Origin of the sequence: Desulfurococcus amylolyticus Z-533 (assembly GCF_000513855.1) — an archaeon.
Classification (GTDB): Archaea; Thermoproteota; Thermoprotei_A; order Sulfolobales; family Desulfurococcaceae; genus Desulfurococcus; species Desulfurococcus amylolyticus.
On record NZ_KI911318.1, the window covers coordinates 1 to 26995 of the forward strand.

General features: G+C 44.4%; 28 protein-coding genes and 1 tRNA gene. 11 read left to right on the plus strand and 18 right to left on the minus strand.

Annotated elements, in window-relative coordinates; all coding sequences use genetic code 11:
* The 5 genes from SPHMEL_RS00005 to SPHMEL_RS00025 form a co-directional block, all read right to left on the minus strand.
* On the minus strand, positions 1 to 536 hold a 536-nt coding region (locus SPHMEL_RS00005), incomplete at its 3' end, for an IS607 family transposase (RefSeq protein WP_042667870.1).
* 428 nt (positions 537 to 964) lie between these two features.
* The gene (gene tpiA / locus SPHMEL_RS00010) at positions 965 to 1660 is read right to left on the minus strand and encodes a triose-phosphate isomerase (RefSeq protein ID WP_042666717.1); all 696 of its coding nucleotides are present in this window, start codon (positions 1658 to 1660) and stop codon (positions 965 to 967) included.
* A 29-nt stretch (positions 1661 to 1689) separates the two neighbouring features.
* Positions 1690 to 2838 (minus strand): fructose-1,6-bisphosphate aldolase/phosphatase, encoded by a 1149-nt coding sequence (gene fbp, locus SPHMEL_RS00015; protein WP_042666718.1) that lies wholly within the window; start codon positions 2836 to 2838, stop codon positions 1690 to 1692.
* Positions 2839 to 2927: 89 nt separating this feature from the next.
* A complete protein-coding gene (locus SPHMEL_RS00020; protein ID WP_042666719.1) occupies positions 2928 to 4736 on the minus strand; it encodes a ribosome biogenesis/translation initiation ATPase RLI in 1809 nt (602 codons plus the stop codon).
* Between the two features lie 167 nt (positions 4737 to 4903).
* Positions 4904 to 5194 carry a zf-TFIIB domain-containing protein gene (locus SPHMEL_RS00025; protein WP_042666720.1) on the minus strand — a complete coding sequence of 97 codons (291 nt, stop codon included), beginning with the start codon at positions 5192 to 5194 and terminating at the stop codon, positions 4904 to 4906.
* Between the two features lie 184 nt (positions 5195 to 5378).
* Between SPHMEL_RS00025 and SPHMEL_RS00030 the strand changes: the two genes are divergently transcribed.
* Together SPHMEL_RS00030 and SPHMEL_RS00035 are read left to right on the plus strand one after the other, a co-directional pair.
* Positions 5379 to 5591, plus strand: coding sequence for a 30S ribosomal protein S17e (locus SPHMEL_RS00030; RefSeq protein WP_042667871.1), 213 nt, complete (start codon positions 5379 to 5381; stop codon positions 5589 to 5591).
* Positions 5588 to 6100 (plus strand): hypothetical protein, encoded by a 513-nt coding sequence (locus SPHMEL_RS00035; RefSeq protein ID WP_042666721.1) that lies wholly within the window; start codon positions 5588 to 5590, stop codon positions 6098 to 6100. The genes SPHMEL_RS00030 and SPHMEL_RS00035 overlap by 4 nt, the downstream gene beginning before the upstream one ends.
* Before the next feature lie 488 nt (positions 6101 to 6588).
* Here SPHMEL_RS00035 and SPHMEL_RS00040 read toward each other — a convergent pair whose 3' ends face one another.
* Both SPHMEL_RS00040 and SPHMEL_RS00045 read right to left on the minus strand, forming a co-directional pair.
* Positions 6589 to 7269 carry a diacylglycerol/polyprenol kinase family protein gene (locus SPHMEL_RS00040; RefSeq protein ID WP_051400961.1) on the minus strand — a complete coding sequence of 227 codons (681 nt, stop codon included), beginning with the start codon at positions 7267 to 7269 and terminating at the stop codon, positions 6589 to 6591.
* Between the two features lie 88 nt (positions 7270 to 7357).
* On the minus strand, positions 7358 to 7906 hold the full coding sequence (locus tag SPHMEL_RS00045; RefSeq protein ID WP_042666722.1) for a hypothetical protein: 549 nt from the start codon (positions 7904 to 7906) through the stop codon (positions 7358 to 7360).
* Between the two features lie 164 nt (positions 7907 to 8070).
* On the opposite strand from SPHMEL_RS00045, the gene ahcY reads away from it, so the two are divergent.
* From ahcY to SPHMEL_RS00060, 3 genes are read left to right on the plus strand one after another with little or no spacing between them, the layout of a single operon-like run.
* Complete coding sequence (gene ahcY, locus SPHMEL_RS00050) at positions 8071 to 9327, plus strand: adenosylhomocysteinase (RefSeq protein WP_042666723.1); 1257 nt, start codon at positions 8071 to 8073, stop codon at positions 9325 to 9327.
* A gap of 16 nt (positions 9328 to 9343) precedes the next feature.
* Positions 9344 to 9826, plus strand: a complete 483-nt coding sequence (locus tag SPHMEL_RS00055) for a PUA domain-containing protein (RefSeq protein ID WP_042666724.1) — start codon at positions 9344 to 9346, stop codon at positions 9824 to 9826.
* The gene (locus tag SPHMEL_RS00060; protein WP_042666725.1) at positions 9823 to 10566 is read left to right on the plus strand and encodes a proteasome assembly chaperone family protein; all 744 of its coding nucleotides are present in this window, start codon (positions 9823 to 9825) and stop codon (positions 10564 to 10566) included. The genes SPHMEL_RS00055 and SPHMEL_RS00060 overlap by 4 nt, the downstream gene beginning before the upstream one ends.
* Here the strand turns inward: SPHMEL_RS00060 and tgtA are convergent.
* Together tgtA and SPHMEL_RS00070 are read right to left on the minus strand one after the other, a co-directional pair.
* Positions 10523 to 12085, minus strand: a complete 1563-nt coding sequence (tgtA, locus tag SPHMEL_RS00065) for a tRNA guanosine(15) transglycosylase TgtA (RefSeq protein WP_042666726.1) — start codon at positions 12083 to 12085, stop codon at positions 10523 to 10525. The two genes, SPHMEL_RS00060 and tgtA, sit on opposite strands and share 44 nt — an antisense overlap.
* 4 nt (positions 12086 to 12089) lie before the next feature.
* Entirely contained in the window at positions 12090 to 12539 is a 450-nt protein-coding gene (locus SPHMEL_RS00070) for an Lsm family RNA-binding protein (RefSeq protein WP_042666727.1), read from the minus strand.
* Positions 12540 to 12619: 80 nt separating this feature from the next.
* Between SPHMEL_RS00070 and SPHMEL_RS00075 the strand changes: the two genes are divergently transcribed.
* Positions 12620 to 12970 carry a DNA-directed RNA polymerase subunit G gene (locus SPHMEL_RS00075; RefSeq protein WP_042666728.1) on the plus strand — a complete coding sequence of 117 codons (351 nt, stop codon included), beginning with the start codon at positions 12620 to 12622 and terminating at the stop codon, positions 12968 to 12970.
* A 21-nt stretch (positions 12971 to 12991) separates the two neighbouring features.
* Here the strand turns inward: SPHMEL_RS00075 and thsB are convergent, their stop codons facing one another.
* The 3 genes from thsB to SPHMEL_RS00090 form a co-directional block, all read right to left on the minus strand.
* Complete coding sequence (thsB, locus tag SPHMEL_RS00080; protein ID WP_042666729.1) at positions 12992 to 14641, minus strand: thermosome subunit beta; 1650 nt, start codon at positions 14639 to 14641, stop codon at positions 12992 to 12994.
* 172 nt (positions 14642 to 14813) lie between these two features.
* Positions 14814 to 14887: transfer RNA gene (locus SPHMEL_RS00085), tRNA-Ile, on the minus strand.
* 46 nt (positions 14888 to 14933) lie between these two features.
* Positions 14934 to 15938, minus strand: coding sequence for an NAD(P)/FAD-dependent oxidoreductase (locus SPHMEL_RS00090; protein ID WP_042666730.1), 1005 nt, complete (start codon positions 15936 to 15938; stop codon positions 14934 to 14936).
* Positions 15939 to 16019: 81 nt separating this feature from the next.
* Between SPHMEL_RS00090 and SPHMEL_RS00095 the strand changes: the two genes are divergently transcribed.
* Complete coding sequence (locus SPHMEL_RS00095) at positions 16020 to 16970, plus strand: aldo/keto reductase (protein ID WP_042666731.1); 951 nt, start codon at positions 16020 to 16022, stop codon at positions 16968 to 16970.
* Positions 16971 to 17013: 43 nt separating this feature from the next.
* Here the strand turns inward: SPHMEL_RS00095 and SPHMEL_RS00100 are convergent, their stop codons facing one another.
* The 3 genes from SPHMEL_RS00100 to SPHMEL_RS00110 are packed head-to-tail and all read right to left on the minus strand — an operon-like array spanning position 17014 to position 18923.
* Entirely contained in the window at positions 17014 to 17466 is a 453-nt protein-coding gene (locus tag SPHMEL_RS00100; RefSeq protein WP_012608931.1) for a RecB-family nuclease, read from the minus strand.
* Positions 17467 to 18441 (minus strand): DNA cytosine methyltransferase, encoded by a 975-nt coding sequence (locus tag SPHMEL_RS00105; RefSeq protein WP_042666732.1) that lies wholly within the window; start codon positions 18439 to 18441, stop codon positions 17467 to 17469.
* A gap of 2 nt (positions 18442 to 18443) precedes the next feature.
* A complete protein-coding gene (locus SPHMEL_RS00110; protein WP_012608933.1) occupies positions 18444 to 18923 on the minus strand; it encodes a transcription factor TFIIE in 480 nt (159 codons plus the stop codon).
* Positions 18924 to 19141: 218 nt separating this feature from the next.
* On the opposite strand from SPHMEL_RS00110, the gene SPHMEL_RS00115 reads away from it, so the two are divergent.
* A complete protein-coding gene (locus SPHMEL_RS00115) occupies positions 19142 to 19423 on the plus strand; it encodes a hypothetical protein (RefSeq protein ID WP_232216687.1) in 282 nt (93 codons plus the stop codon).
* Between the two features lie 71 nt (positions 19424 to 19494).
* Here SPHMEL_RS00115 and SPHMEL_RS00120 read toward each other — a convergent pair whose 3' ends face one another.
* Positions 19495 to 20721, minus strand: a complete 1227-nt coding sequence (locus SPHMEL_RS00120) for a proteasome-activating nucleotidase (protein ID WP_051400963.1) — start codon at positions 20719 to 20721, stop codon at positions 19495 to 19497.
* Between the two features lie 116 nt (positions 20722 to 20837).
* Between SPHMEL_RS00120 and SPHMEL_RS00125 the strand changes: the two genes are divergently transcribed.
* Genes SPHMEL_RS00125 through SPHMEL_RS00135 form a run of 3 tightly spaced genes read left to right on the plus strand, consistent with a single transcriptional unit; the run spans position 20838 to position 22937 of the window.
* Positions 20838 to 21329 (plus strand): multiprotein bridging factor aMBF1, encoded by a 492-nt coding sequence (locus SPHMEL_RS00125; RefSeq protein ID WP_042666734.1) that lies wholly within the window; start codon positions 20838 to 20840, stop codon positions 21327 to 21329.
* Between the two features lie 16 nt (positions 21330 to 21345).
* Positions 21346 to 22401, plus strand: coding sequence for a GTPase HflX (gene hflX, locus SPHMEL_RS00130; protein ID WP_042666735.1), 1056 nt, complete (start codon positions 21346 to 21348; stop codon positions 22399 to 22401).
* Positions 22398 to 22937: a tRNA methyltransferase gene (locus tag SPHMEL_RS00135; protein WP_012608938.1), complete on the plus strand. Its 540-nt coding sequence runs from the start codon at positions 22398 to 22400 to the stop codon at positions 22935 to 22937. The genes hflX and SPHMEL_RS00135 overlap by 4 nt, the downstream gene beginning before the upstream one ends.
* Before the next feature lie 17 nt (positions 22938 to 22954).
* Here the strand turns inward: SPHMEL_RS00135 and SPHMEL_RS00140 are convergent, their stop codons facing one another.
* Both SPHMEL_RS00140 and SPHMEL_RS00145 read right to left on the minus strand, forming a co-directional pair.
* On the minus strand, positions 22955 to 23887 hold the full coding sequence (locus tag SPHMEL_RS00140) for a hypothetical protein (protein WP_042666736.1): 933 nt from the start codon (positions 23885 to 23887) through the stop codon (positions 22955 to 22957).
* A 138-nt stretch (positions 23888 to 24025) separates the two neighbouring features.
* Complete coding sequence (locus SPHMEL_RS00145) at positions 24026 to 26722, minus strand: hypothetical protein (RefSeq protein WP_042666737.1); 2697 nt, start codon at positions 26720 to 26722, stop codon at positions 24026 to 24028.
* Between the last annotated feature and the right edge of the window lie 273 nt (positions 26723 to 26995).

The window sequence follows — 26995 nt, forward strand, 5'->3', positions numbered from 1 at the left end:
ACTATCGATAGTAGATCCTCCACAAGCTCTCGGTGAGCGTCCTTAGGCTCATCACCATAGATGACCTCTATCCTGACCCCGTACTGCCTGAAGAAGTACTCTAGGTACTCGAAGCCGAACCTAGTCAGCCTGTCCCTGTATGTAGTAACCACGACGTCTACCTGCCTGCTAACTACGTAGTTGAAGAGCTTGAGTAGTCCTCTGCGGTCAGTCTTCAGCCCGCTGGCGATGTCTGTTAGGACGTCGACTACTCTGTAGCCCCTAGCAGAGCAGTACTGGGTGAGGTACTGCACTTGCCTCTCGAGGTCGCTCCTCTGGTCGCTGGAGCTCACGCGAGCGTAGACGACAGCCCTCACTTCTTTGGCTTCCGGCCTCCCTCCAAGGATGCGCTCTACCTCAGAGTACGGTACTCTCATCCTGCCACTAGGCGTTCGCACGACGCTCACTCTGCCTTGAGAGACCCACCGCTTAAAAGTCCTGTAGCTAATCCCAACAATCTCGCAGAACTCCCTAGGCTTCAGCAACCTCTCCAACATTCGACCTCAACTGCCTATAAAATTTCCTCAATGACCTTAATAAACGTTTCTGCCCCAGCCTCCCTCACTATTACAACAGGAATCCCAATCCTTCAGGGTAGGGAGGAGATCGTGGGTACTTTAATAGTGTATTGTCTCTGATTTATAGGTTTGTGTATATTTCCCTAAGGATTTAGTCCCAAGAACTTTATTGGCTGGCAAAACTTGTAAATCTGACTATATAGTGCTTATGGACGTATCGGATGTCTCCGAGGCCACTAGCTCCAGGCAGTAACTCCACATAGTGTTTTCCAGTGTGGAGGAGCCGATGGGGGCACATATGAAGCCGTGATGAACCGAGCCGTGCCAGACACAGCCCGCTACGGTTTAATATATAAGGCATGGTTCAGGTAAGCAGTTAAAAACATAGACATGTAGAGGTTTACGGTTTAGGCGAGGCCCTTGAGCATGGCTTCAGCCATTTCTTTCATTACTTGATAGGGGTCTTTTGCTTTCACTATCCCGGAGGCTACTAAGACCCCTATTGTGCCGAGTTTCACAGCTATGTAGGCGTCCTCGCCAGTCGTTATCCCAGCACCCGTTAGTATGGCTACGTCTTTATTGACCCGTCTAATCATGTCTACACTGTTAGTCACTACCTCCGGCTTAGCCTTGCTTACGCTTACACCTGTTCCAATTAGCTCGGGCGGTTCTACGGCAACCATGTCCGGTCCCAGTACTGCTACAGCAGCACCTGTTTCAGGCGTATCCGCACATACAAGTGTCTCGATGCTGAGTCTCCTTGCCTTCTTAACCAAATAGTTTATATCAGAGATTTTTAGCCTATGCTCACTATGGTTCAGTATTACACCATGTGCCCCCAGGTTCTTCAACCCCTCTAATGGTATAAACCCTGTAATAGCCCCGGGCTCCACTGGGTCAGCATGCTGGGCGAATACCTTTACCCCGGTATCTTTCACGGCTTCGATAACGCTTTTCAACTCGGTGAATGGTGGTGCAAGTATTACTTCTACACCGGTCTCTCTCCACACCCTGACAGCGTCTTTTGCTAATCTATAAGCGTTTTCACCAAAACTATGGGGGTAATAGGCCTTAAAATTCACGGCTAGCACTGGCTTAACCATGTCTCATCCACCATGTCTCGGCTGTGAGCTTAGCTTCCGGATAGCATATCACTATGCTTCTTCACTACCTTGGCTTCCTCACTTTTTACAAATCTATCCTTTAGCTTCTCAAGCACTAGTGGCAGCGTTGTATACTCCATCTCCTCGGGTCCAAGTCTATGGGGCATGAAGGGTCCATGTCTTCTCATATACTCAGCGATGAATTGAGCCAACCTCCTTGTCTCATCAAATGCTACGTCATCGAATAGATCAGCCGGTCCTATTAGTTTCCCATTAGAGATATTCCATCCTAAGGCTATGACTCTAGGCGGGCCATCAAACCTTGTCACCCTAGCGTACCTCATTGGCACAGGCATTAATGGCCCATGGTGGCTTCCCCTCATCCACCCAGCTACCAGGTGTGGGAAACTGAATGCTTCCAGTACCTCGCCAACAGCCGGTAACCCGTGTTGCGCCCTCACGATGGCAACTGGGTCATCTTTACCAACATACCTGCCTGCTATGAGGTTAAGTCTTTCAACGCTGACAACGGCGGCTAGTAGATTATCGCTCTTCCTATACACCCTCCTAACAATGTATCTGCCAGGAGTACCTATCAACGCGAGTATATCATACATTTCCTCGGGGGACTTCAATAAAACGCTTCTCCCCTCGAATACATCATATACTTCGAACACAAATCCATCATGCATCTTGGGATCTATTACGAGCCCAGCGGTATTGAATGGATCGGCGAACACTCTGAATAAAGGTAGGTTAAATGCGCCTGGCTCTGTTTTATCCGCGTGGAACGTTATAACTGGCTCAGCCTCCCTCTCCTCCATTTCAAGCTCAGCCACACCTGGGCCAAGTCCCTTCACGTTACCGGAGAAGGCTTCTGATAAAAGATCCTGGCCAGCCGCGTAGAGCTTTAGCTCGCGGGCTACCTTCGTAGCCGCCTTGAAGGCATCCCAGGCCAAGCCATGGATATCCGGGTGATCGGGTCCTTTCGTATGTGTCATTATTAACTGGATATCATCTCCAACATGGGTGACGTAGAAATCTACTATTAACCCCTTCTGCTTCGCCTCAGCAAGCATCTTTGTTACAGCAGCTAATTGATCTGGATGGGGCATGTGATGGCCTGCTATACTGCCTAGGTCTGCCTTGATAACTGAGAGAGTAATCTTCATACCCATGCTTACACCATGTTTAAGTATTTATATGAAAAACTAATAAATATTTCTATAAGAGTAATTTTATTTATTTCATTATTTGTTTAAAAGATTTAATCAGGTAGATAATATTCCCCACGAGTCCTCTGCTCCCTATCCATCACAGAGCCCGGCTTATTTATCCTTGGACGCCCGCTCTCACTATCCCTCCTCACAGTTATATCTAGTTCCTTGAGGAGCCTATTAAAGCCTGTCCTAATATCCACTGGGCCGGAGGCATAACCCTCTATACCGGGCTTACCCAGGAACACTATTATTTTATCGGAGATATAGTTCTGCATAAGTAGGTCGTGTTCCACTACAAGAGCAGTCTTACCTTTCTCCTCCACTATTCTACGTATGGTTTTCGCAGTAGTGATCCTTTCCTCGACGTCGAGGTATGCTGAGGGCTCATCTAGGAAGTAGAGATCGGCATCCCTTGCAAGGGCAACGGCTACGGCTAGTTTCTGTAATTCTCCACCGCTCAGCTCGTCAACCCTTCTATCAAGCATCTTATTTAATCCAAGTTTCCTCACCAGTTCGTTGTATAGCCATGACGATGGATCGAGGGCTGCCGGCGAGGCTGATTTAAGGTTAGCCATCACTGTCTCCTCACTGAATACTTTAGGGGATAACTCCTGTGGTTTCACGCTCACTTTCTCAGCAGATATTAATATGGCTTTCTCAGGGGACTCTATTTCCCCATTAAGTAGTTTCAGGAAGGTGGTTTTCCCAACACCATTAGGGCCCACTATTCCAAGTACTTCCCCTGCATATGCCTCCCCGGGTTCTACACGTAGTTTAAACCCTGATGACTCATACCGGTATTCTATAGCATCCCATTTAAGCACAGGATATGTGGTGACAACATCCCTTCTCTCCTGCATATGTATCCTGAATCTAAGCTCCTCATCCCTAATTCTCATGTTTTCAGCTGGTAGATACCCTTTGAGGTAATGGTTTATCCCTGTCCTAGTTCCATAGGGCTTCGATACTATACCGTATACGCCGGGTTCACCATAGACGACTACTATATTATCACTCATATAGTCCAGCACCATTAAGTCATGCTCCACTATTACAACGTAGTTTTTTTCATAGTTGCTGAACTCTCTTATAGCGCTAGCAACCCTTATCCTCTCTCTTATATCTAGGTAGCTGCAGGGTTCATCAAAGAAGTAAGCATTACCGTTTTTAACCAATACAGCGGCGACCAGGAATTTCTGTAGCTCTCCACCACTTAGCTCACCTATCTTTCTATCAAGGAGATGAGAGAGGTTAAGTTCATCGATTATGTCGCGCCATAAGCCTCTCTCATCAGCTTTCATAATAAGCTCTCTAACACTTCCCTTTAAGACTCTCCTAGCTGCCTCTATATACTGTGGTTTCACAACCGCCTTGATCTCGTTGTTAGCGAGCTTCGTGAAGTATGATTGTAGCTCGCTGCCTCTGAAGTACCTTATTATCGCATCCCATTCAGGTGGATTACTATAGTTGCCTAGATTCGGCTTTATCTGGCCAGCCAGTATTTTTATACTGGTAGACTTCCCGGCACCATTTCTACCTATCACGCCTAAGATGCCGCCTGTCCTTGGTGCTGGTAGATTATATAGTTTGAACATGTTTTCCCCATACCTGTGGACAAGTATTTTCTCAAGCTCGTCGGGTAGATTAACTATTGATATCGCGTTAAACGGGCATTTCTTAACACATATACCGCATCCTATACATGTCTCCTCGTATATTACAACATATTTGCCGTCGCTGCTTAACTCTATGGCCTTCTTCCTCTTCCCCCTGTTGACCGGGCAGAACCTAATACATTCAAGACTACATTTATCTGGTTTACAATAGTTTCTATCCACTACAGCTGTCCTAACCATTTACACCCCCTCTAGCAGTATTAATATATTACTTGGCTGGTTGCCCGCTCTATGAGATATAAAAATTATAGTTACGTATTTTTATCTCGGTAGAGCGGCTTCCACAGCATGATGACTGGTGACGGCTCTGAGGAATCTATGATGAGTAAAAGAATGGCTGAGCTTAACTAATCAGACTCCTCTGAGCTACCTTCTTCCCGCTCTAACTCCTCTAAAAGGACCTCATAGTACTCGCTAAGAATCTCTCTTTCCTCCGGTGAAAGCTTTGTTTCCTTGGTCTCAGTTGCCTGTGCCGTTACAACCCTTTTGCTGGCGTCTACTTGGTATTTAACACTGTACTTATCTCTCCTCTTATCCATCCTAACCTCGTAGCCGCATTTATTGCACTTTAGAACAGTCTCCCCATCTTTCTTAACAGGTATCAATGGGCTTCCACATCTAGGGCAGAGCTTAACCACTTCCTCCACCATTCCCTATACGTCTTAACTAATGCTAGTTAAACCAGGTTATAAAGATTTGGTTTCTACGGAAAACAGTGCCGAGAAGAAGTGATGACTGTGGGTACATATTTCAATCTTTAAAAATCCTCTATACAATCTGTTAAACAGGTATGGTTGTAAAAGTAGCAGTGGAGTGATGGATATGGGTAAGGTAAGGATCAGAATAGTTAAGAGAACGGCACGTGATCTACTGGAGAAATACCCGGACCTATTCACCCATGATTTCCAGCATAATAAGGTAGTTGTATCCAGGCTTGTGGAGACACAGTCCAAGAAGATGCGGAATTTAATAGCTGGATATGTCACGCATCTAGTGTCTCTCCGCTTGAAACGTGAGGCAGCGGCCAAGCAATGAGTAACAACATACTCGATGTCTCTAGGCTTTTAGGTAACACTTACAGGATACGGTTCCTAGGTAGAGATATCTATGTAGAGATAGGTATCTGTAGCAAGACATGTGATTCTCTTGATGAAGAAATAGCCTCCTTAAACCCCGCTGATAACAGTGTCCTAGCCATTATTCCTCAAAGTATGGTTTCAAACGTCTCCCAGATAATTCAGGGAGCAATACATTTAATAATATACGAGGACAGGTTAACCAGGTTTAGAAATAAAGGGCTACTATTAATGATGCTCTCAACAGGTTATAATCAAATATCTGAGATGCTTTTAGAAGCAAGAAAGATGTTCAGTAAGGATAACGAATACTATCTGGTAAAAGTATACAGGGATAGCACCGAAACACAGTCTCTCTCATCGAGGAGTATAACAGGGAATTGTAGACCTGTCGAAGAACCCAAATGCGGTGAAGACTGTTTAAGATTACTTGTAAAAAACTTGTCTGTCTTACTGGGATTACTGTAGTGTCTCTACCATTCCTCTTCTTCCCACTCTTCTTCTTCCCATTCTTCCTCTTCCCACTCTTCTTCCCATTCCTCTTCCCACTCTTCCTCAAGCCATATCTTCACTATTCCTACACCCCTCCACGTATCAAGGATTATTTTGAATCCTGAGGGTATTTAAATAAACACTTCTAATCCCTTAATCTGACCTCTCCCTGCCCTGAGGTGCGAGGTTTTTCAGTTGTAAAAGACTTCCCCGATGATCAGGGCTGAAATGCTGGATGTGTTCTTCTATATATCTTAGAGCTATGGGTAGACCGAATATACATCTTCAGGAAGCTTATGGATCCTAAATCAAGGCTATAGATTTACTGGTGGACCTAGCTCCCGAGATCCCCCCCCCCCGGGAAACCACGTTAAGGGCTGAAGTATAACCACGAGGAATCCGGGGATGATCATAAAAGACGATGAAAACTGCTCTCAGGCGAACGGTATTTGTGGTTGGCCCGGCTAGATCCCGAGGTGAATGAATATTATAAGGGTAAAGAAGCTTGCCAACGGTATAGTGATGTTGTCATCTATTCTCTTACTTACCTCGAAGTGTTCTACTATACTTGCCACTATAGCTGATATTAAACCGGCTATCCCAGCCAGGATGTACCCTACTGGAGCTGTAGCAACGAGCATGGCTAGGTTACCATACCAGGACTTGTTTCTCTTATTGTATAAGAGGTTTCTAACAATACCTGTTACTCCATCTCCAAACGACATAAATGAAACCGGTATAACCCCATATATCCAGTCCCTGAAAATAATCCATGATAAAATCATGACTACTCCCCACATAATTATAAAGTGTACCTCGTTAATGTTATCTGGGTCCTGGAACCAATAGAGTAGTTGCCGTTTCTTATGTGGTAGGTATACGGCTACAGCTAATATAATTATCATGGGTATAATCGTGTAGGGTGTTTCATAGCGTAATAGAGGTATTAGAATAGATACCACGCCTCCGGCGAGTATGTGTATGATTTTCCTATTATAGTAGACAGCCTTTATATGTGATGCACCATGCTTAATCATCAGGTTATATGTGTAACGGGTTAATGGGTAAACCACTATTATTACCCATACCAGCAAGGTGATCGTATAAAATAACTCCCTAGCTAGTTGGATAGTAATCAACCCCATATTTGATGCACCAGTTTCCACACCAGGGATATGTCCTGAATCATATTTTACTTATTAGGAATGATTCACAATAAATATAATTAATGATTTAATCACTACTAATACCTTGGGGATTCCCCCAGCACTCCTTAATAAGCCTCCTCAGCTTCACTAGTTTGGTGGCTGTCCCAATATCTATTGCAAGTGCCTGGGATACTTCTCCACTGGTGAAAACAACATTGGTGTTTTTCTCTAATTCCACTACCTTATCATATAATTCACTGGGTACAGCCCAGTGAATTATCCTTCCATTTCTCACCGCTACAACTATGTGGGCGTCTTTCACTCTGAGAATATAGGTGTCCTTTAGTATGCATGTAGATAACTTTAATTCATTAACGTAGTCCATGTACTCTCTCCTAATATAAAACCTCCCTCCCTTCTCCTCCACTATCCCGCTTTTAACCAGCCACCATAATGCCCTCTTAACCAGCTGCATTCTTAAATCAATAATGCTCCTTAACTCTTCTATGCTCGCCCCCTGTGTAGAGTATATGGCGTAGATGAAGGGGTATAACCATGGATTCGATATTATAAACGAGTACAGGATCTTCCCAGGCCTAGCCACTCCCTTATCAGAGCCAATAGAGTTACCCAATAAGCCACACCCATCTTTTATTCCTAGTGATTAAACAATGGTTTTAAAAGTATGTGCTGATGAAGCGTCTGCGTTTCCCTGCTTGCTTCAACCTGGTTGAGATAAACCTCATATTTAAAGCGATACATGGATTCTAAACTATTATAGCCGTGAGGGTGGATTATATGGAGTATAAGGTTAAAGATCTCGCTCTAGCTCCACAGGGGAATGCGAAGATCTCCTGGGCTGAGCAAAACATGCCGGTATTGATGCTGCTGAGGAAACGGCACAGTGCTTTAAAACCCCTTAAAGGAGTTAGGGTTGGCGCCGTCCTTCATGTAACCAAGGAGACGGCTGTATTAATGAAGGCATTCGTTGATGCGGGGGCAGAGGTCGTGTTAGCTGGAAGTAATCCGCTTTCAACACAGGACGATATAGCGGCTGCCCTAGTCGAATACGGTGTACACGTGTATGCCTGGAGAGGACAGTCCTCCAGTGAATACTACTGGTGCCTTGAGAAAATAATTGAGTGGAGGCCGCAAATAGTATTGGATGATGGTGCTGATCTCCACGCCTTAATACATGAGAAACACCTAGACCTTGCTGAACAAATAATCGGTGGTACAGAGGAGACTACTACAGGGGTTATAAGGCTTAAAGCCTTGGAGAGAGAAGGGCTACTTAAATACCCTGTGATAGCCGTGAATAATGCCTATACAAAGCACATGTTCGACAATAGGTATGGAACCGGGCAGAGCACCTTCGATGGAATACTTAGAGCCACCAACATCCTTATAGCTGGAAAAATAGTTGTAGTAGCTGGTTATGGCTGGGTTGGTAAAGGCATAGCGATGAGAGCCAGAGGTCTTGGAGCCAGAAGAGTCATAGTCACAGAGGTCAATCCCATAAGGGCTCTTGAAGCAATATATGATGGCTTCGAGGTAATGCCCATGAGTGAAGCCGCTGAGATAGGCGATATATTCATAACTACAACCGGTAATAAAGCTGTTATAAGGAGGGAGCACTTCGAGAAAATGAAGAATGGGGCTATCTTGGCTAATGCTGGACATTTCAATGTAGAGGTATGGATACCGGATCTAGAGGAGTTAGCAAGGTCTAAGAGACATGTGCTACCATATGTTACAGAGTATGAGTTAAGGGATGGGAGAAAGATATATCTACTGGCTGAGGGGAGACTCGTAAACCTCGTGGCAGCCGAGGGGCATCCAAGTGAGGTCATGGATATGAGCTTTGCCAACCAGTTCTTAGCCTCACTATACCTTATGGATAACAAGGGTAAGCTGCCCTTAAGGGTCATGAATCCACCGCTTGAGCTAGATGAAATGGTTGCATCGCTGAAACTGGAGTCGATGGGTGTGAGAATAGACTCGATGACGCGTGAGCAGGAGGAGTATGTTAAATCATGGAGGCATGGAACTTGACCACCTGGTGTACTCTATGGGCTTCATTAAGCGTAAACCCAGCGATAGGGAGCTAGATGAGTTAAGATGGATCGCTAAAATACAGTTCGGCGTAGGCAGAGACTTCATACCCGACGACATAGATGTTGTTTTAAGCCGGAGCACTCTTAAAATACGTCTCCTACTATTAAATGGTGAAAAATATTTAACGCTGAGGGCTGGAGACTACAGGTTCAACCTTCACATAGCCTCAGGTAAAGTCCTCAACAGGATTCTTCCCCACCCAAAATACAGGGTATACATTAAAGACGAGTGTATCGAATTCGTTGCCGGAGGAGGGAATTTATTCAATAAGCATGTCTTAATGGCCGACCCCGGTATCAAGCCAAATGATGAGGTACTGGTTACATCGAGCAATGGAGAACTCATAGCTGTTGGCCGGGCTATCATACCTGGCTTTGAAATGGTTTACTATAAAAGAGGGGAAGCTGTTAGAGTTAGGGAGGGTGTTAAAAAATGAGTTCATCGATATCCCTTGTTAAGACGTCAGAACTCGATCTACGTGAGCTAAGCCCATCATACTTTATAACTGGCTATCAAGGATTCGGTATGCTAGGATACCTAACCACGAGGCATATTGTGCGTGAGCTCAAACTCCAGAAGATAGGATTCATTAAGACAAGATACATGCCGGAGTTCACAATGTACAGTAGTGAGCGGGGATTAATGTATCCATTTGAAGTATATGCTGGAAAAATAGGGAGTAATAACGCTGTCATCGTGTTACATAATGCAACTCCAAGCGAGAAGGAGAGGACTAGTTACACAGAGTACTTGGCTAAACTGGCTAGGGATATTGGTGCTAAAGAAGTGATATTGGTAGGTGGATTAGACCCCAGCCTAAGGGAAGATGTGAATGAGAAGTATAGATGGATACCTATAGGTAACACAGGTATCAAGCTTAATGCAAAGCTCTTGGAGGAGAGACATGTAATAGGACCACTTGCACTAACAATGATGTTTATGAACGCGTATGGGTTAAGCGGCGTAACTATTCTAGCATACACAGAGCTCTATAGACCAGATCCAAAGGCGAGTGCTGTAGCCGTTGAGGTTATAAGTAGTATACTGGGTGTTGAAATAAATACTTCATCACTACTTGAGGAGGCATCCCTTATAGAGGCTATAGAGGCTGAAAGAGAAAAAGTTGAAAAGGCTATAGAGGAATCTGAGAAGAAATCTCGTCTATCCTATATATAGCTATTTTATCCCTTAAGTCTGGGAAAGCCCTTAGTATTTTGGTGTATAGTTTTCTAGTGAACCAGCTGGCTTCCACTATGATTATCTTCTTGGCTCCTTGTCTGCTAAGGGTTGAAAGCAATGAGCCTATTTCCATCGGGGAGATATCCCTTGTAGTGAACCGTGATTCATGCTGATAGAACGGATAGGTTGAGGATAACCCTGGTGGTATTACTCCTAGGAATGGATGTATAAAGAGTACTTGTATTGAATTATTGCCTCTAAGGTTGTTTTCTAGGTCTAGGTATTCATCTTGGCTTGTATATGGTTTTCTATAGGCAGGGATTACAATGATGTATTTATTCCTTAAGGAGTCACCGAGGATGTTGGAGACCCTTGTCTTCGTTTCCTCTACTCTGGGATTACGTGTTGACGATCTATCAATTAGAAACAGGGCTTTCGTATCCGGCTTTGACAAGGGGTTATACTGCTTCAATAGGTCTCTATATTTCACTAGGACATTGAATGCTTCCCTGAGGCTTGGATGCCCCTTGCTCTTATACTCCAGGAGCTCCCAGAGCCTGCCCTCCATGATGGCTTGCTTAACGTTTTTCAATTCCTTGGAGAGCATGTAGAGGTTATGTAAGGCTATTAATCTCGATCTCTCCTGTCTGGGTAGCTCAAGTAGTTCCTTGGCGGTGTAACGACTGCAGACAGGGCAGTTGCATGGTAGGTAATGTAGATCCCTTATGTTTCTAGTTCCGGTCTCAGTCATATACCTATCATCGCGGGCATATAATATATAGCTCGCTGAATCGAAGAGATCTCCTCCGGCTGCTACTAGGAAGGGGAGGACCATTGGGTGTCCTACCCCAAATACATGTATGGGTTTCCCCGGTGGCAGTAATCTTTTAGCTAGGATAAGGGATTCGATTATTTTCGAGTAACTGTATTTCTCGAGGAGTACTGTAGGAGATCCTATAGCGTATATGCTGTAAACGGGGAGCTTCCACGCTAGTATTGATGATCTTTCAACAAGCTCGTTATAGGGTATTCCCTGGATAGGGAGCACCCATAACTGATCACTATCGGATATTAGTGGCGCAGCTTCAACAGCTCTTCTATATGTTTCATAGATGCTTTCAACGGCTTCCTTATATGATGCCCTATTACCCGTGGGCTTATCCAGTATCACGCCTATATCTACTCCTATGCGCCTCTGATATGATACTATAGTCTTATTATCGACCTCTACATCACCATATATTAGGACCTGGTAGCCGCCTGAATCCGTCATTATGGTTTTACTCCACTTTAACTCATCGTGGATCGGCTTGGCTACTCCCTTATTCCTCTTGTAGAAGAGGTAAGCGTTTGTTATTAATCCGTCGAAACCAAGCTCTAAAAGCTTATCAAGTGGGACCTCCTGCTTTAATGGGTTGATGACTGGAAAAAGATAGGGGGTTTCAATACTTCCATGCCTAGTAGTTAACTTGGTTATCCTACCTGCTAAATCATATTCGCGTGGCTCGAAAAACACCTTTCTATCCCTGTATCATCTTCCTTCTGTACTCTATGTATTTCTTGTAAATGCTGTGAAGCGTTTCAGCTATAGGTCCGGAGCCAAGTACACCGTCCTCACCAACCCTGTAGCGTCCCTGTACCTCTACTACTCTTGCCTCGGGTATTACTCTAACCATATGTTCTGGGATCTTCATTTCTCTAAGAACCCATTCCTTGAATTCCTCGGGGTTGAATAATGGTTCCTCCATGATAACTATCTCCGAGATTCTCTCACCTTTAATCACGACTCTAGGAACCCTGTTCCCCTTGTCGTCTACAGCGTTTCTCAATAATATGTTTAATCCAGGGTGGTCGAAACCTATTAATATTCCATCATAGTATTTTCCATCGCTTAATATGACACGTATTTTTTTATCTATCATTGAGGCTAACTCGCTGACCAGTCTTCTTGAAGCATCGACAACAGACATTCAGGCTCACCAAAGCTTATTAACATATTACATACCTTAATTACATTTGTCTTAGACAATAAAAACCTGGGTGCTACGCCATGGTGTTTAGTGAGAGTTGTACTGTGAATGAAATACAGCAGTTAAGGGTACCGAATACATATCGTTTAAAACTAACCTGTAACACGGTCAGTATGGAGGTCGAGCTCCATGAGGATGTCGTATCCCAACCCAGGATCAGTGCTAGCATTGATGTCGAGATTACACGGGACAAGGAGAAATGCCTCGAGAAATACTTCTGCGCTAACGGATATGTTGTCTCTACTAGTAGAATAGGGGATATATATAGGATCGTTATATCGCTTCACGGGTTACTAGTTGTTATAAAAAGCCCCAGCCAACTGGATTTAAGGCCCATGGATAAAATCTATTTTGGATTAACGGTTAAGTAGTTTAGATCTTCAAAAATAAGTTTAGTCTTCTTTCTCTTTTTCTTCTTCACCGGGTTTCTTACCGGTTTCCTCTTTGCCCTTCTCGAGCTTACTGGCCGCTATCACGTCATCTATTCTCAATATTATGGTGGCTGCTTCAGTACCCGCTTTTATCGCGTTAGCCAGTATGCTCACTGGCTCTATGACACCTTTCTCCTTCATGTTTACCAGGTCGCCTGTTGCGAGGTCTATGCTTAAGTATTTACCGCTATCCTTCTCATGGGCAGCTCTAAGCTTCATTATCATGTCTATTGGGTCTAATCCAGCATTCTCAACCAGTGATACTGTTAGCCCCTCAATGGCTTTCGCGAACGCCTCTATTGCTAACTGTTCCTTACCACCGATCTTCGTTGCAAGCCTTCTTATGTATTTAGCTAGCTCGATCTCTGTTGCTCCACCGCCTGGAATAATCTTACCGTCTCTTAATGCGTCCGCTACAGCTGATAACGCATCTCTCATGCTTCTCTCAGCTTCATCAACCAGCCTCTCTAATCCTCCCCTTATCACTATGCTTACGGATCTCGGGTTCTTGCATCCCTCTATGAATACCATTTTATCTTCTCCTATCTTCCTCTCCTCTACTAGTGCAGCGTATCCGAGGTCCTCTGGTGTTAAGTCCTCTATGTTGCTTACTATTCTGCCGCCTGTAGCCCTCTCGAGTTTCTCGAGGTCGCTCCTCTTAACTCTTCTAACGGCTAATATCCCCTTCTTAGCTAGGAAGTGCTGGGCAACCTCATCAATGCCTTTCTGACATACAACCACGTTAGCGCCGACACTAGCTATCTTGTCAACCATCTTAACCAGTATATCTTCTTCCTGTTGCAGGAATTTCTCTAATTGCTCTGGATCATTTATTCTTATCTCGGCATCTATCTCAGGCTTTTCTATCTCTAATGGGGCATCTAGGAGCACTATCCTAGCGTTCTCAACTCTCCTAGGCATGCCCGGGTGGACAACCTCCTTATCCAACACGATGCCGTAGACAAGCATTGAGTCTAGTAGGGCTCCACCATACTTCTTTATTATCTGGATGTTATCGAGGTCTACGTAGTACTTGTCCCCTCTCTTCTCAACAACCTGTTTAACTGCTTTAACAGCTATGTCGGCGAAGAATTCACGGGCATCATGAACGGCTTTACTTGTGAGTGATGTTCTCGCAACCTTCTTCAGTAATTCTTCACTGTTTATATCTATTGGCTCAGCTATCTGGTCTAGTACTTTAAGTGCCTCTTCCATAGCTATTCTATAGCCGGAGATTATTACTGTTGGGTGAATATTTTTATCGAGTAGTTCTTCAGCGTATCTCAGTAACTCTCCAGCGAAAATCACGGCACGCTTTGTACCATCACCTACTTCACTATCCTGGCTCTTGGCTACCTGAACAAGCATCTTCGCAGCTGGATGCTGTATCTCCGCCTTATCGAGGATTGTAGCGCCGTCATTTGTTATGGTTACATCGCCGAGGGCATCGACAAGCATTTTATCCATTCCTTTAGGACCATAGGTCGTCTTAATCATTTCAGCTATAGCTCTAGCGGCTAGAAGATTGGATCTTAGGGCATCCCTGCCCGTTGTACGCTGCGTTCCCTCTTTTAATATTAGTACAGGTATGCCTGTGGGTTCAGCTGTCATAGCAATCACCAGGTGTGATAAAATCCAATGGTATTTCATGAAAGGACTTCTATATAAACTTTTCTATCATAACTATTTTAAAGATCTCGATGATGGGTGCTCGCTAGTGAAACACTGACCCTTATTTAACTAAGGCTCGAATCCTGTAGGATACGGGTATTTTGTAGCAGGATGGGCCCGCGGGGATTCGAACCCCGGACCACCCGGTTATGAGCCGGGCGCTCTACCAGGCTGAGCTACGGGCCCTCTTTTCAGTATTTTTATTGAAGTTAGATGGGATTTAAATAATTTATCACGTACTCGATGGCCCCTTTAATGCACAAATATATTTACATGCGGCGTCAGCAGCGATCGCTCCATCAGCGGCCGCTGTTATTATTTGTTCAAATCTATACTTATATGGTCCGCCTGCAGCATCACCTGCTACGAATATGCCTGGCAGATTAGTACTCCTATCTATGTTAACTCTCGCTCTCCCCGTCTCATCGGTTTCCAACCCTATTCTCCTGAAGAACTCGACTGGGGGCTCCAACCCTATTTCTATGAAGAGCCCATCAATTTTCAGTATCTCCTCCTTGTTTGATTCCGTGTTCAGTATTCTAACCGCCTCCAAGTGGTTCTTGCCGATGATTTCTTTTATAATGGTGTTTGTTAGGATAGTTATCTTTGGATTAGATCTAGCTGTCTCAACATATACGTTGAATGCGCGGAACTCGCTTCTCCTATGTATAAGGTATACGTGTGAAGCTATCTTGGCTAGATATAGTGCTGACGTGAAAGCAGCATTCCCACCGCCTACTACAGCAACTATTTTATCCTTGAATAAGGGGCCGTCGCATGTTGCACAGTATGATACCCCCTTACCGGTTAACTCCTTCTCCCCTGGGACATTAAGCTTTCTTTTCTCGCTTCCCACAGCTATTATAATGGCGTAGCCACATATTGATCCACCGCTTCGTAGCTCTACACACCATGTTTTCTCCTCTGGTTTCTTCACTAGATTGATTACTTCATCTATGACTATGGGAACATTATACTTCTTTACGTGTTTAACAAATCTATCAACTAGGTCGTTTCCGGGTATATCAGGTATTCCAGGGTAGTCGTCTACGAGTGGGGCCTCTGATACAGCGCCGCCCACTAACTTAGTGACAATTATCGTCTTAAACCCGTATCTAGCACTATATAGTGCAGCTGTTAAGCCTGCAGGCCCTCCCCCAATAACTATGACATCGTATTTTTCCCCGCTCTTATATATTGTAGTAGTTAACCCGGTTATCCTGAACCTGGAGCTCATAAACACCACCATGGATCACTAATTGATGTAAAATATTGTTTTTATATTTTAGGGAAACCTAATATCAATGTGGTGATCGAAATGGAGTATACTACGCTAGGTTGGACAGATGAGAAGATCTCTAGGATAGGGCTTGGGACATGGCAGTACAGTGAGACATGGGGTTTAACAGATTATGATGTAGCTAAAAAGGTGATTGGAAAAGCCATCGAGGTAGGCATAAACTTCTTTGACACTGCAATGGTTTACGGTAGAGGAATGAGCGAGGAATTCCTTGGGAAAGCGCTAAGGGAGCTGGGTGTTAAAAGAGACGAGGTATTTATAGCTACTAAGATACCCGGAGAATTCCTTAATCCCGACGACGTGTTCAAATCCGTCGACAGGTCATTGAGGAGGCTCGGGGTTAACTCGATAGATTTGCTTCAACTGCACTGGCCCCCGTGCTGGCACAACTATCCCACTACATCATATGCACGGGCCCTCGAGAGGCTTATAATACAGGGTAAAATAAGATATATTGGTGTAAGCAATTACCCAGTTGCCTTAATAGAGGAGCTCAGATCAGCGCTCTCAATCACGGATATCGTGAGCATGCAGTATAGATTCAACCTAGCTGAGAGATGGGCTGAAGAAGAGTTGATACCATATGCCGAAGCCAATGACCTCACCTTTATACCTTGGAGCCCCCTGGCTAAAGGCGCTCTAACCGGTAAATACACATTGGAGAATATAGGTTTATTCAGGGATTTAAGGACTAATGAAGCAGTGTTCCACCCCTCTAACTTCGAGAAGCTGATCCCATTAATCAACGCATTGAAAGAGTTGGCTTCAAAGTACGGTAAGACTCCATCCCAGGTAGCGTTAAACTGGTTGGTGAGGTATAGCCCTGTTATAGTTCCAATACCTGGCGCGAAGACCCCTGAGCAGGTTGTGGAGAACGCTGGTGCAGTAGGCTGGGAACTCAGCTTCGAGGATTGGATGATGTTGTATGATATAGCTAAAAACATTAAGGTAACCTATGTGACTTGGTGAAGGAATTACAACTGAAAGCCCCGCTCTTTAGGGCTGGAGGAGCTCAGATCGGTGCATTTTGTTTTTTCCTATGTAACTCATATACTAGTATCCCGATTAATCCTGTAACAGGTAGACCTCTGGGGACTTCTCTAAGCCACACTGAGTCAGTGTTTTCCACTTCTTTCCTGCTCGGTTCTTGCTCACCGGAGCTCACTAGTATTGCAACTCTCTCCTCTAGATCGAGTACTTCAGCTAATGGTACTTCTCTCCCGGACTCATTGATGTAAAGTATCCTGTTGCATCCCAGTACATTGGAGAGATCACTTATCTCCGGTAGAACTATGAAGGGCTTGCCTTGCTTAATGGCTATTTTATGGGCCTCGGGTACACCTATCTGGGCAGCTGCCCCAATAGGCTTGATCACCACTGGTACTAGCCCCTTTATAGCGTACACTGTCTTTATGAAGTCAACGAGCTTCTGAATACTTGACGGTGAATATAAGGCTATATACATTTACGTCACCTCCTCATCCAGCTTCCCGGCGAGATACCATGCTATAGCTTTTGCAAGGGGAGCCGGTACAGCTTCTCCCACCATGTTATACTGTTCATCCCTTCCACCTATAAAAACAAATGTGTCGGTGAAACCCATCAGCCTGGCTTGCTCTCTAACCGTGAGAAATCTGTCCTCGAATGGATGTATAAACCTTGATGATCCAAGGACTGTTGGAGCTATAGTATTTGGATTCAACTTAACCATGTTTGGAAGGGGTTTTTCTGCACCATGGTAGTGGATTAACGCATCTCCCCATCTCAACCGGTGGATTCTCTTAAGCTTCCTCCATGGGGGGTCTGGGGGCCTCTCATGATTTGGGAACGCTTCACCTGGCTCTGGTAGATTGCTCAATGCCTCCTTAACGGTTATCCTTCTCGAGGATTTCCTCGGTGTTATGGGAATATTCGATATGAATACTCTTTTTCTATGACTAGGTGTTTCATAGTCCTCGGCTAGCAAGGCGTTAAAGTATATCTTCTCATAGCCTACGCGCTTGAACTCTATTGATAATGCATCACGTAATCCATCCTCAGTTATTGCTGGTACATTCTCCATTACGAATATTTTCGGGCGATAATACCCGACGATCCTTATAAAGTGTAATGTTAGCTGGCCCATAGGATCACTGTATAAGCGGTCTAACGGATCCCTTTTCCTCATAGGATTAGCACCTGTGAATGGCTCACAGGGCGGGCTACCTATGATTACATCAATTTCATCGGGTTTCACTATACCCGTTAATAACTCCTTGTCTAACTCCTTGACATCCTCGTTAACCACTAGTGCATGGGGGAAATTGGTTTTATAGGTTAGGGCAGCTGGTTTGAAATTGTCAATGGCTAGCAGGGATTTGAATCTACCTGTGAGATGGAATCCTAGTGAGAAGCCCCCTGCACCAGAGAATACATCTATGTATTTATAAACAGTCTTCACTTCTAAACCCGTTCAACCCTCTTAATTAAATTATCTACTTTACTAATCAACTCCTTTAAGACTTCCACCGTCTTAGACTTATCGGCTTCAACCAATACCTCACCATCCACGGGGCATATATAATCGTTAGCGTATGCTTCGTCAAGCGTGTATCTTCTACCGCACTGTGGACACTCGTAGAGAATGTTTTCCTCCTCAAAATTCAATCGTAACACTAGTTTTTCACGTGTTTTACGGAGTCTCTGGAGTAAGAGGTTTTTAAGAGCTGGTGGATTGAGTCTCCATATATGGAGAACCCCCTCTTGTGTTCTGAGCTTGCCTGGAATAACGATGTTTTCCTCTGACATCTTCTGGAGTATTTTCCTGCCTTCATTAGACTTTATCCCCGTGTCATGAGTGAGGAGCTCCTCGGCAACGTATCCATGCTCTATAATATGCATTAGTAATTTGTACCCGGGATCTCCATAGATTCCCTTAATCAACTCCTTTACTACGCCGAGGACTTCCTCATCAACCTTATTTACCGCTCTTTCTTCCTCAGTTTTAACAGTTTTGCTCAGTTTCCTTCACCATCCCTTGCTTTGTCATGCCCCTATATTATATTTCCATTTAAGGGGGTTATATTCTGATTTAAATCAATGAATCCCTGTATATATCTCTCGTATTTTTTAAGGCTGTAATAGGCTTGAAGTAATAATAGGTGAGCGGCTTGTGGACACTTATATTAAGGATTGAAAGCAAGGGATGCGCCGGCTGTATTACAACGGCCCTCGCACACCTCTTCAAGATAAAGGGGGTCTCCGGCGTCAAGGTGCGTGGAAGAGAGATACTCGTCCTCCTAAATGATAAAAATCTCGTGGATAACGTGTTGAATAATCCATCTTTGAGAGAATACTATGTTATTAAGGAATGGAGCATTGTCGAAGGGGATATCTTAGATAATCGATTAAGGTTCGCCCTTCAATCAAATACAAAGGTTTAAAGAAGAACTTGGATTAAAAGTCGGTTGTAAAAGTAAACGAGTTTATATGGCTGCTAGTATTCATGGTTAATCTATTGGAAGATTAATGGGGCCTCCTTATCTTCCTTATTCTCAGCGTATTCTTCTATCCTCCGTAGCTTCTTCTTGCTCCTTACTTTTTCTATGGCCTTTAGGAAGTCGTTCATTGTGACTTGTCTACGGTTATCTCTGATCGCATTGTAGCCGGCTTCTGTTACCACGGCTTTTATCTCCGCCCCAGTGAATCCATCAGTCATCCTGGCTAATTCCTGGAAATTAATGTTCTCAGCTAGCTTCATCCTCCTTGTATGTATCCTGAATATCTCTATCCTGCCGTTGAAGTCTGGCAATGGGACCTCTACTATCCTATCTAATCTTCCGGGTCTCAGTATAGCTGGATCCAGTATATCTATTCTGTTAGTGGCAGCAATTATTTTAACCCTGTCGAGAGGCCTGAATCCATCTATTTCAGCCAGTAACTGCATTAGCGTCCTCTGTACTTCTCTTTCACCGCTTGTCCCTATATCTATCCTCTTAGCTGCTATAGCGTCTAGCTCATCTATGAATACTATTGAGGGGGCCTTCTTCCTCGCTAGCTCGAAGAGCTCCCTAACTATCCTAGCTCCTTCGCCTATGAATTTCTGGACGAGCTCACTGCCCACTATAGCTATGAATGTGGCATTTGATTCTGCTGCAACAGCTTTAGCCAGCATTGTCTTACCGCATCCAGGTGGCCCATACAATAGGACTCCTTTAGGTGGCTCTATCCCTATCTCCTCGAATAACTTGGGGTTTTTCAATGGTAGCTCGACCACCTCTCTCAACTCCCGTATCTGCTCTGAGAGCCCGCCTATATCCTCATACCTCACACTCGGCTTCTCGATTACCTCCATTAATTGCACATATGTATCCGTGTATGAGGGCAGTACTTCAACAATTGCCGAGCCACGTTGATTAAGGGCTACTCTTACACCGGGTTTAATCAGGTTCTTATCGATGTTGTCGGCTATCGCCACTACTAGGTTGGGTCCAGTGGTACTTTTAACTACGGCTCTTCCATCGCCTAGAACATATTCTATCACTCCTTCTATCAGGGGAGGGGATATAAGTTTCTCGAGCTCGGATTTATAGTAGTTCACCTTCATTAAGAGCTTTTCACGCTCCATCTCGAGGAGCCTTATCTTGGACTCAAGATATTTAATATAGTCTTCACCACTGACTACTGCGTCAAGTTTTTCGATAATGTTATCCCGGTTATCCTTACCCATATCGCTGCTCATGGCTTTGAACCCCTCATATAATGCCCTCATGAAACAAATTTAAATCGTAGAGCATTAATGCAATGGTTTAATGAATTATAATCCTAGTATAGTGTTAAAGAAGATGGGTGGCAATGATGTCTTGCTACTGTGAAATATGTGGAAAAGAAGTAGAGAAGAACCAGTGTAGGAAAATAGTTATTGAAGGTAGCATCCTTAATGTATGCCCTCAGTGCTATAACAGGTTGATCACGCAGGGTAAAGCTAGACCCTATGTTGAGGAGAGAAAGGAGCGTCAACCGGCCCCTAAGCAGGTGGCTAAACCCGTCAAACCAAGGGTGAGGGAGGAGTATGAAGTAGTCGAGGACTATGCTAGGAGGGTCAGGGAGGCTAGGGAGAGGCTTGGGTGGACGCAGCAGGTTCTTGCTCAAAAAGTAAGGGAGAGTGAGAACATTATTAAGAGGATTGAGTCCGGTAGACTGAAGCCCGGCATAGATCTAGCTAGGAGACTTGAGAAGGTGCTTGGTATAAAACTACTTGAGCCAGTAGTCGAGGAAAACGTGTCGTCGAATCATGAGAGCAGCGAGGACTTAACAATAGGCGACCTCATCAGGTTTAAACGGGAGTAGGGGTGTCCGGGAAGTATTGAGGGTTGTCGTGGTAGTACCGAGGAAATATTGGGTTTTCCTCGAGGAGGAGCTGGGACTAGTTAAAACCATTTACAGTGACATAGTAGAAGTGTTGAAGACGAAGGGTTCCCCATCAGGAACATACCTACCGAGGGAGAAGATCGAGTTTTTACGTGGCAGCGACTTTGATAAGTTAATAGTGATGGATAGGCTTAAACCAATACAGATAGTTAACCTGATTAAAGAATTAAGGAGGGATGTGATCGACAGGGTTATGTTGATCCTCGAGATATTCGCTGAACACGCTGGCTCGAAGGAAGCCAAGATGCAGATAGAGCTTGCTAGGCTGAAATACTATATTCCACTAGTCAAGGAAGCTATAAGATATGCTAAGATAGGCGAGTTACACGGCTTCCTCGGTGCTGGTAGATATGGGTATGAGAAGTACTATCTAATGCTTAAGAAGAGGGAGGCCAGGGTGAGGAGGGAGTTAGAGGAGCTTAGGAGGATACGTGGAATAAGGAGAATGCAGAGGCTTAAAGCTGGATTCCCCCATGTCGCGATAGCAGGATATACATGTGCAGGCAAGACAACCCTATTCAATGCGATCACAGGGTTAAATATGCTGGTTGGACCGGAACCCTTTACAACGCTCTCCCCTAAATCTCGTAGGATAGTTTATAGGGATACATCGTTCATCCTAACCGATACCGTTGGCTTCATAAGAGATCTACCGCCTGAGGTTATTGAAGCGTTTTACGCTACACTTGAGGAGATCACCGCAGCGGATGTTATAGTGAATGTTGTGGATGCTTCCAAACCGATTGAGAGGATAAGAATAGAGCTTGAGACAACCAGGGAGATACTCAGTAGGATCGGGGTTCATAGTAAACCCATGGTAGTGGCATTGAATAAGATAGACCTGGTGGATGACTATGCTAGTATCACAAGTGAAGTCAAGGTATTACTGGCTAGTAATGAGACCCTTGTACCCATTTCCTCGGTTAAGAGGATTAATATCGATAGATTAATGGATACAGTATACATGTTAGTTAAGGGTGGCTACCAGTGAAGATATACGTGTTAAGGTATGGTCATAGGCCGGGTAGGGATAAACGGGTCACTACGCATGTAGCTCTTGTATCAAGGGCTTTTGGGGCCAACGGATTCATACTTGGTGATGTTGTTGACGAGTCTATACGTAGAACCCTTGAGAAAGTCGTGGATTTGTGGGGTGGGAGAATACATTTCGAGATGGGAGTCGACTCCTATAAGTATTGCCTTGAGTGGAAGAGAAATAGTGGACTGGTGGTTCATTTAACAATGTATGGACTACACGTTGATGACGTAGTCAATGAGATAAGGAATACTGGTAGAGATATACTCATAGTAGTGGGATCGAGAAAAGTACCCGGGTTCTTCTATGAGGTTGCAGACTATAATGTAGCTATAGGACATCAACCCCACTCGGAGGTAGCTGCCTTAGCCATCTTTCTGGATAGATTATTCATGGGGAGAGAGTTGTCTCTTAAATTCCCTGATGCAAAGCTCGAGATAATTCCTTCTCCACGTGGTAAAAAAGTTAGAAGGATTACTCGGGGTGAATAATTTGTTCAGTCGTTGGGTCACTGCTTCAACATAGTTATCCTTAATAACAGTATGCATGACGCAAAGGATGCTACCAGCGTAATCAATGGTAATAGGGTTACAAGTATTGGTGGCGAATCACTTATTCTCTGGAACTCTACTTTATAATAGTTCAAAGTAGTATTTTCCAGCTGCCCCATTGAGAGAACATATATTGTTAGATTGCCGCTGGATAGATATGATGCAGCACTATATGTTATAGGGCCACCGCTGGGTATGGATGTCGATAATGGTATATCTATAGAGCCCTGGTTATTATAGGCTCTTACAATAATCAATGGTATATACTGATCCCTGACCTGAATTGATAGGTTAACGAGTGCCACCCCGTTTACAGTATCCCTTAAAACATATGAGTATCTGTATGTTTCATTCCCTAATACCACTGGCTCCAGCTGGGAGAAAGGTATAGAGAATCCCCGTTCGTTAACGCTGTAGCCGGAGCCTAAACCAGTGTTCAAGTAGAATATTTGAGCCAATGCATTAGAGGCTGCAAGCATCGATAACACGGTCATTATGATAGCTAGTTTCAGCCCACTCCTTCTTCTCACAGCAATCCATGCTGCTACAACTATTATGAGTGTGCCTATAGCGTTAACTGTTTCAACATATATGCTTACGCCTCTAGCAGTGATCACAGCATAACTTGAAGAAGCTGGGAGCAGAGTTAACGTCGAAGCAGCCCCGCTTGATACGGTGATATAGTTGGAGCCTTTCCCAACATCAACCAGTGCTAACCCGATGTTCTGCTTGAAGTATAAATGAATCACCTGCACGCTGTTAAGCGGTACTATCCAAGTATATGTGAGAGATGAATCCATTTGAAACACATATATTCCCACAGTTATTGAAGCTATGATAAGTATTATCCCGGCTAGGCCGGGAAGGGATATCTTCACCTCTATGCTCATTTAATACACCATTTCCCTGGGCTAAATATACTACTATTAAGCAGGATTAAAAGAATATAGTTCAGGCCCTAGGTGGATTGATGAGTGAGTAAACGAGTTTAAATAGGTTTAAAAAAGGTTTAGGCTAGTTTAGGCTAGTTATTTCGAGACAATGCTTCTTCTAACAGTCAGGTATGCCAGTAGAGCGAATACCGTTGCCAATAGGGCGAATATCACTGCAACTATTCCTATGTAGAAAGCATTACTAGCTGAGGCACTTGCGGTATCAGCCTTGCTCATAGCTGTGTCAACCTTACCGCTTACAGTGTTCAGAGTGTTCTGTATACTGCTTACACTACTTGAGACGTTATCAACCTTGCTTGCTACAGCGTTGACATCGCTCTTAGTGGCTGCCTCGTTCAACTTACTGCTAATAGTGTCAATGCTACTCTGTATATTGTTTACGGTGTTCTTTATGGATGATACATCACTAGATACAGTGCTCAGGCTCTGTACTGTTGATGATAGTTGTGAGGTTATAGAGTTCAGCTGGTTTACAACATTGCTTATGCTCGTTGACAACGAATCAACCTTACCCCCGATAGTGTCCACCTTGCTTGCTACAGCGTTGACATCGCTCTTAGTGGCCAGGTTGTCGAGCCTAGTGAGTATAGTGTTCACAGTGTTCTGTATGCTGCCTACCGTGGATGAAACACTGGAAACAGTATTGGCTACATTGTTCACGGCATTTGCTACATTATTGATTCCATTTAAGATATTCGAGACATCATCAGCTGTAGCTAGTCTAGATATGTTGTTGACTACATATACGTATCCTGGCAAGCTCTTATAGAAGCTTGTGCCTTTTACATAGATTAGTGACACAGCATATTTGCCTGGATGTACCATCGGTATCCACAGTCCAAGTATGCTGGTGAACTGGCTTGTTAAGACACCATTGCTGTCAGCAGTCCACCTCTGTACATTAGTGGTGACAGCTAGCAATGCATCGGTGTCATTAACCAGTATACCTGCGAATGTCACACCGGGAGTGAATCCGGTACCGAATACTCTAACTATACCGCTTCCAACAATCACAGGCGTGTAGTCACCTGTGAGCGAGGCCAACAGTATCTTCGGAGTTATAACTGGGTTAGCATAATTGTTCAGGTTCAGTGAGAAGTTCACCAAGTGTTCACCTGTGACGCTGCCGACTAGCCTTATAACATACTCGCCTTCAGGTAGTGTTGGGACAACGAATTTCACGGTGAGAGCTCCATTGTTATCGGTTATAGCATTCTCTATCACTAGCACGTCGCCAAAGTACACGTTAACAGTTTCACCTGGCTGTAAACCATACGCTGTCACCTGGATTATATCACCTAGGTACTGGCATTCACCACCATATATTGTACACTCGCTACAGTATCCAGTGCCAACAACGGTTTCACATGGACACACGATGAATGATGTAGTCATACCTGGTAGTGTAGCGCTTACCTTGTTATCTGGTAGTGGCTGGTTCGACACGGGGTTTAATGCCTGCCAGTATGCGGCAGTACCTACCACGACTGCTAAGCTGTACTCGTAGTCCCAGATATCGATGCCCCATATGTAGTGGGCACCGTATGTGGTTCCTAGTGGAATAGTTATATTGAATGTTACATTACCATCCTTGCCTAGAGGTATATCGGTTGCAAGCCATGTTATCTTGTCTAGTGAGACATTGAGGAAGTTAGCATTGTAGCCCCATTCATTTCCAGGGCCGTATCCATAAGCCACTATAGTGATCGTCTGACCCGGCAACACCATTGGGGCTGGCCCGCCACACTGTGGTACACCGCCGCTCACATAGCATAACAGTGGTCTAACCAGGTAATAGGTGTTCCTGAACTCGTATTTCACACCACTGCTTAATGTCACTCTGGGTATGTATAAGCCTGCAGTCATATTGGTGGCTAGATAGGTCTTCAGGTCTGTTATATCGAAGAAGCCGTTTGCATCAGCAAGTAGTCCACCGGTTATGTTGAATACGTATACTACGTTAGTGAAGTTAGTGTTGTATAACTCTACTACTGTAATATTGGCATTGGCTGGGAAGCCGTAGCCTACTAGTGAGATTGACTCTACATCCCTACCATTACCCTCGTTGGGTGATAACACTACCTGTGGTAGTATGGTTAGAGTGGCGTTCTTCGTCATACCTGAGAATGCTACATTTGCATCAGAGGTTACAATGTATAAGCCGCCTGGCAGTAGGAATGATGATGAGAACTGTATGGTTGTTCCAGCGTGACCGGAGGAGTCGGCTGTAATGCCTGCATTATATGATGTATCATTAAAGAATATAGTGTTTACAGCAGTTCCCTCTGGTAAACCATATATGTCAACGCTCACAGATTTGAAGTTTCCACGCCCATCAACTATTGTAGTGGCTGATGGTGAAACCTCTATTAATGGGTATACGTAGATGGTTGCCTGATCGGATCCGATGAATGGAATAGACACGGTTACTAATAGTGTTGGTGGATCAGCTGTACCGATGTTTGGCAGTAGCTTGGGTATTTGAACCGTTGCATTGTATGTACCGGGTGTCGGTGGGTAGAACTGTTGTGTAACATATACCTCTCCGGTGTTTGCATTGGATACCTCTATAGTTACAGATGAAGCGAAGGGGACGTTAATGGTCACAGTTATTATGCCACCAGGGTATACACCCTCCCCATCGGGTCCATCGCCTCTTACAGCTTGTATTATTCCTCCCTGGGCGTTTACTGGTACTAGTACTGCTAGGTTCACTAACATGGGTGTTAATAGGGCTAGAGCCAATATGATGGATATTATCCTATTGGACATACATACTTCACCAAATCTTCTCTGATTACTTTCCAGAGTTATAAGATGAATGTTTACACAAGTATATGCATAGTGTATACATGTGTATACACCATTATCTACAAGGCTACTGTGGATTTATAGATAACTTTAATATCTCTAGGGTACTTAGAGCTCCTGTGATCCGCATTGCGGTGAGGGCCGTGCTAGAAACCCGGATGGGGCCCTGCGGCGTTGGGCTCGACCGAGCCCCATGCAGTCTGGGTGAAGCAAGTGAGCCCAGGCCAGGGGCTA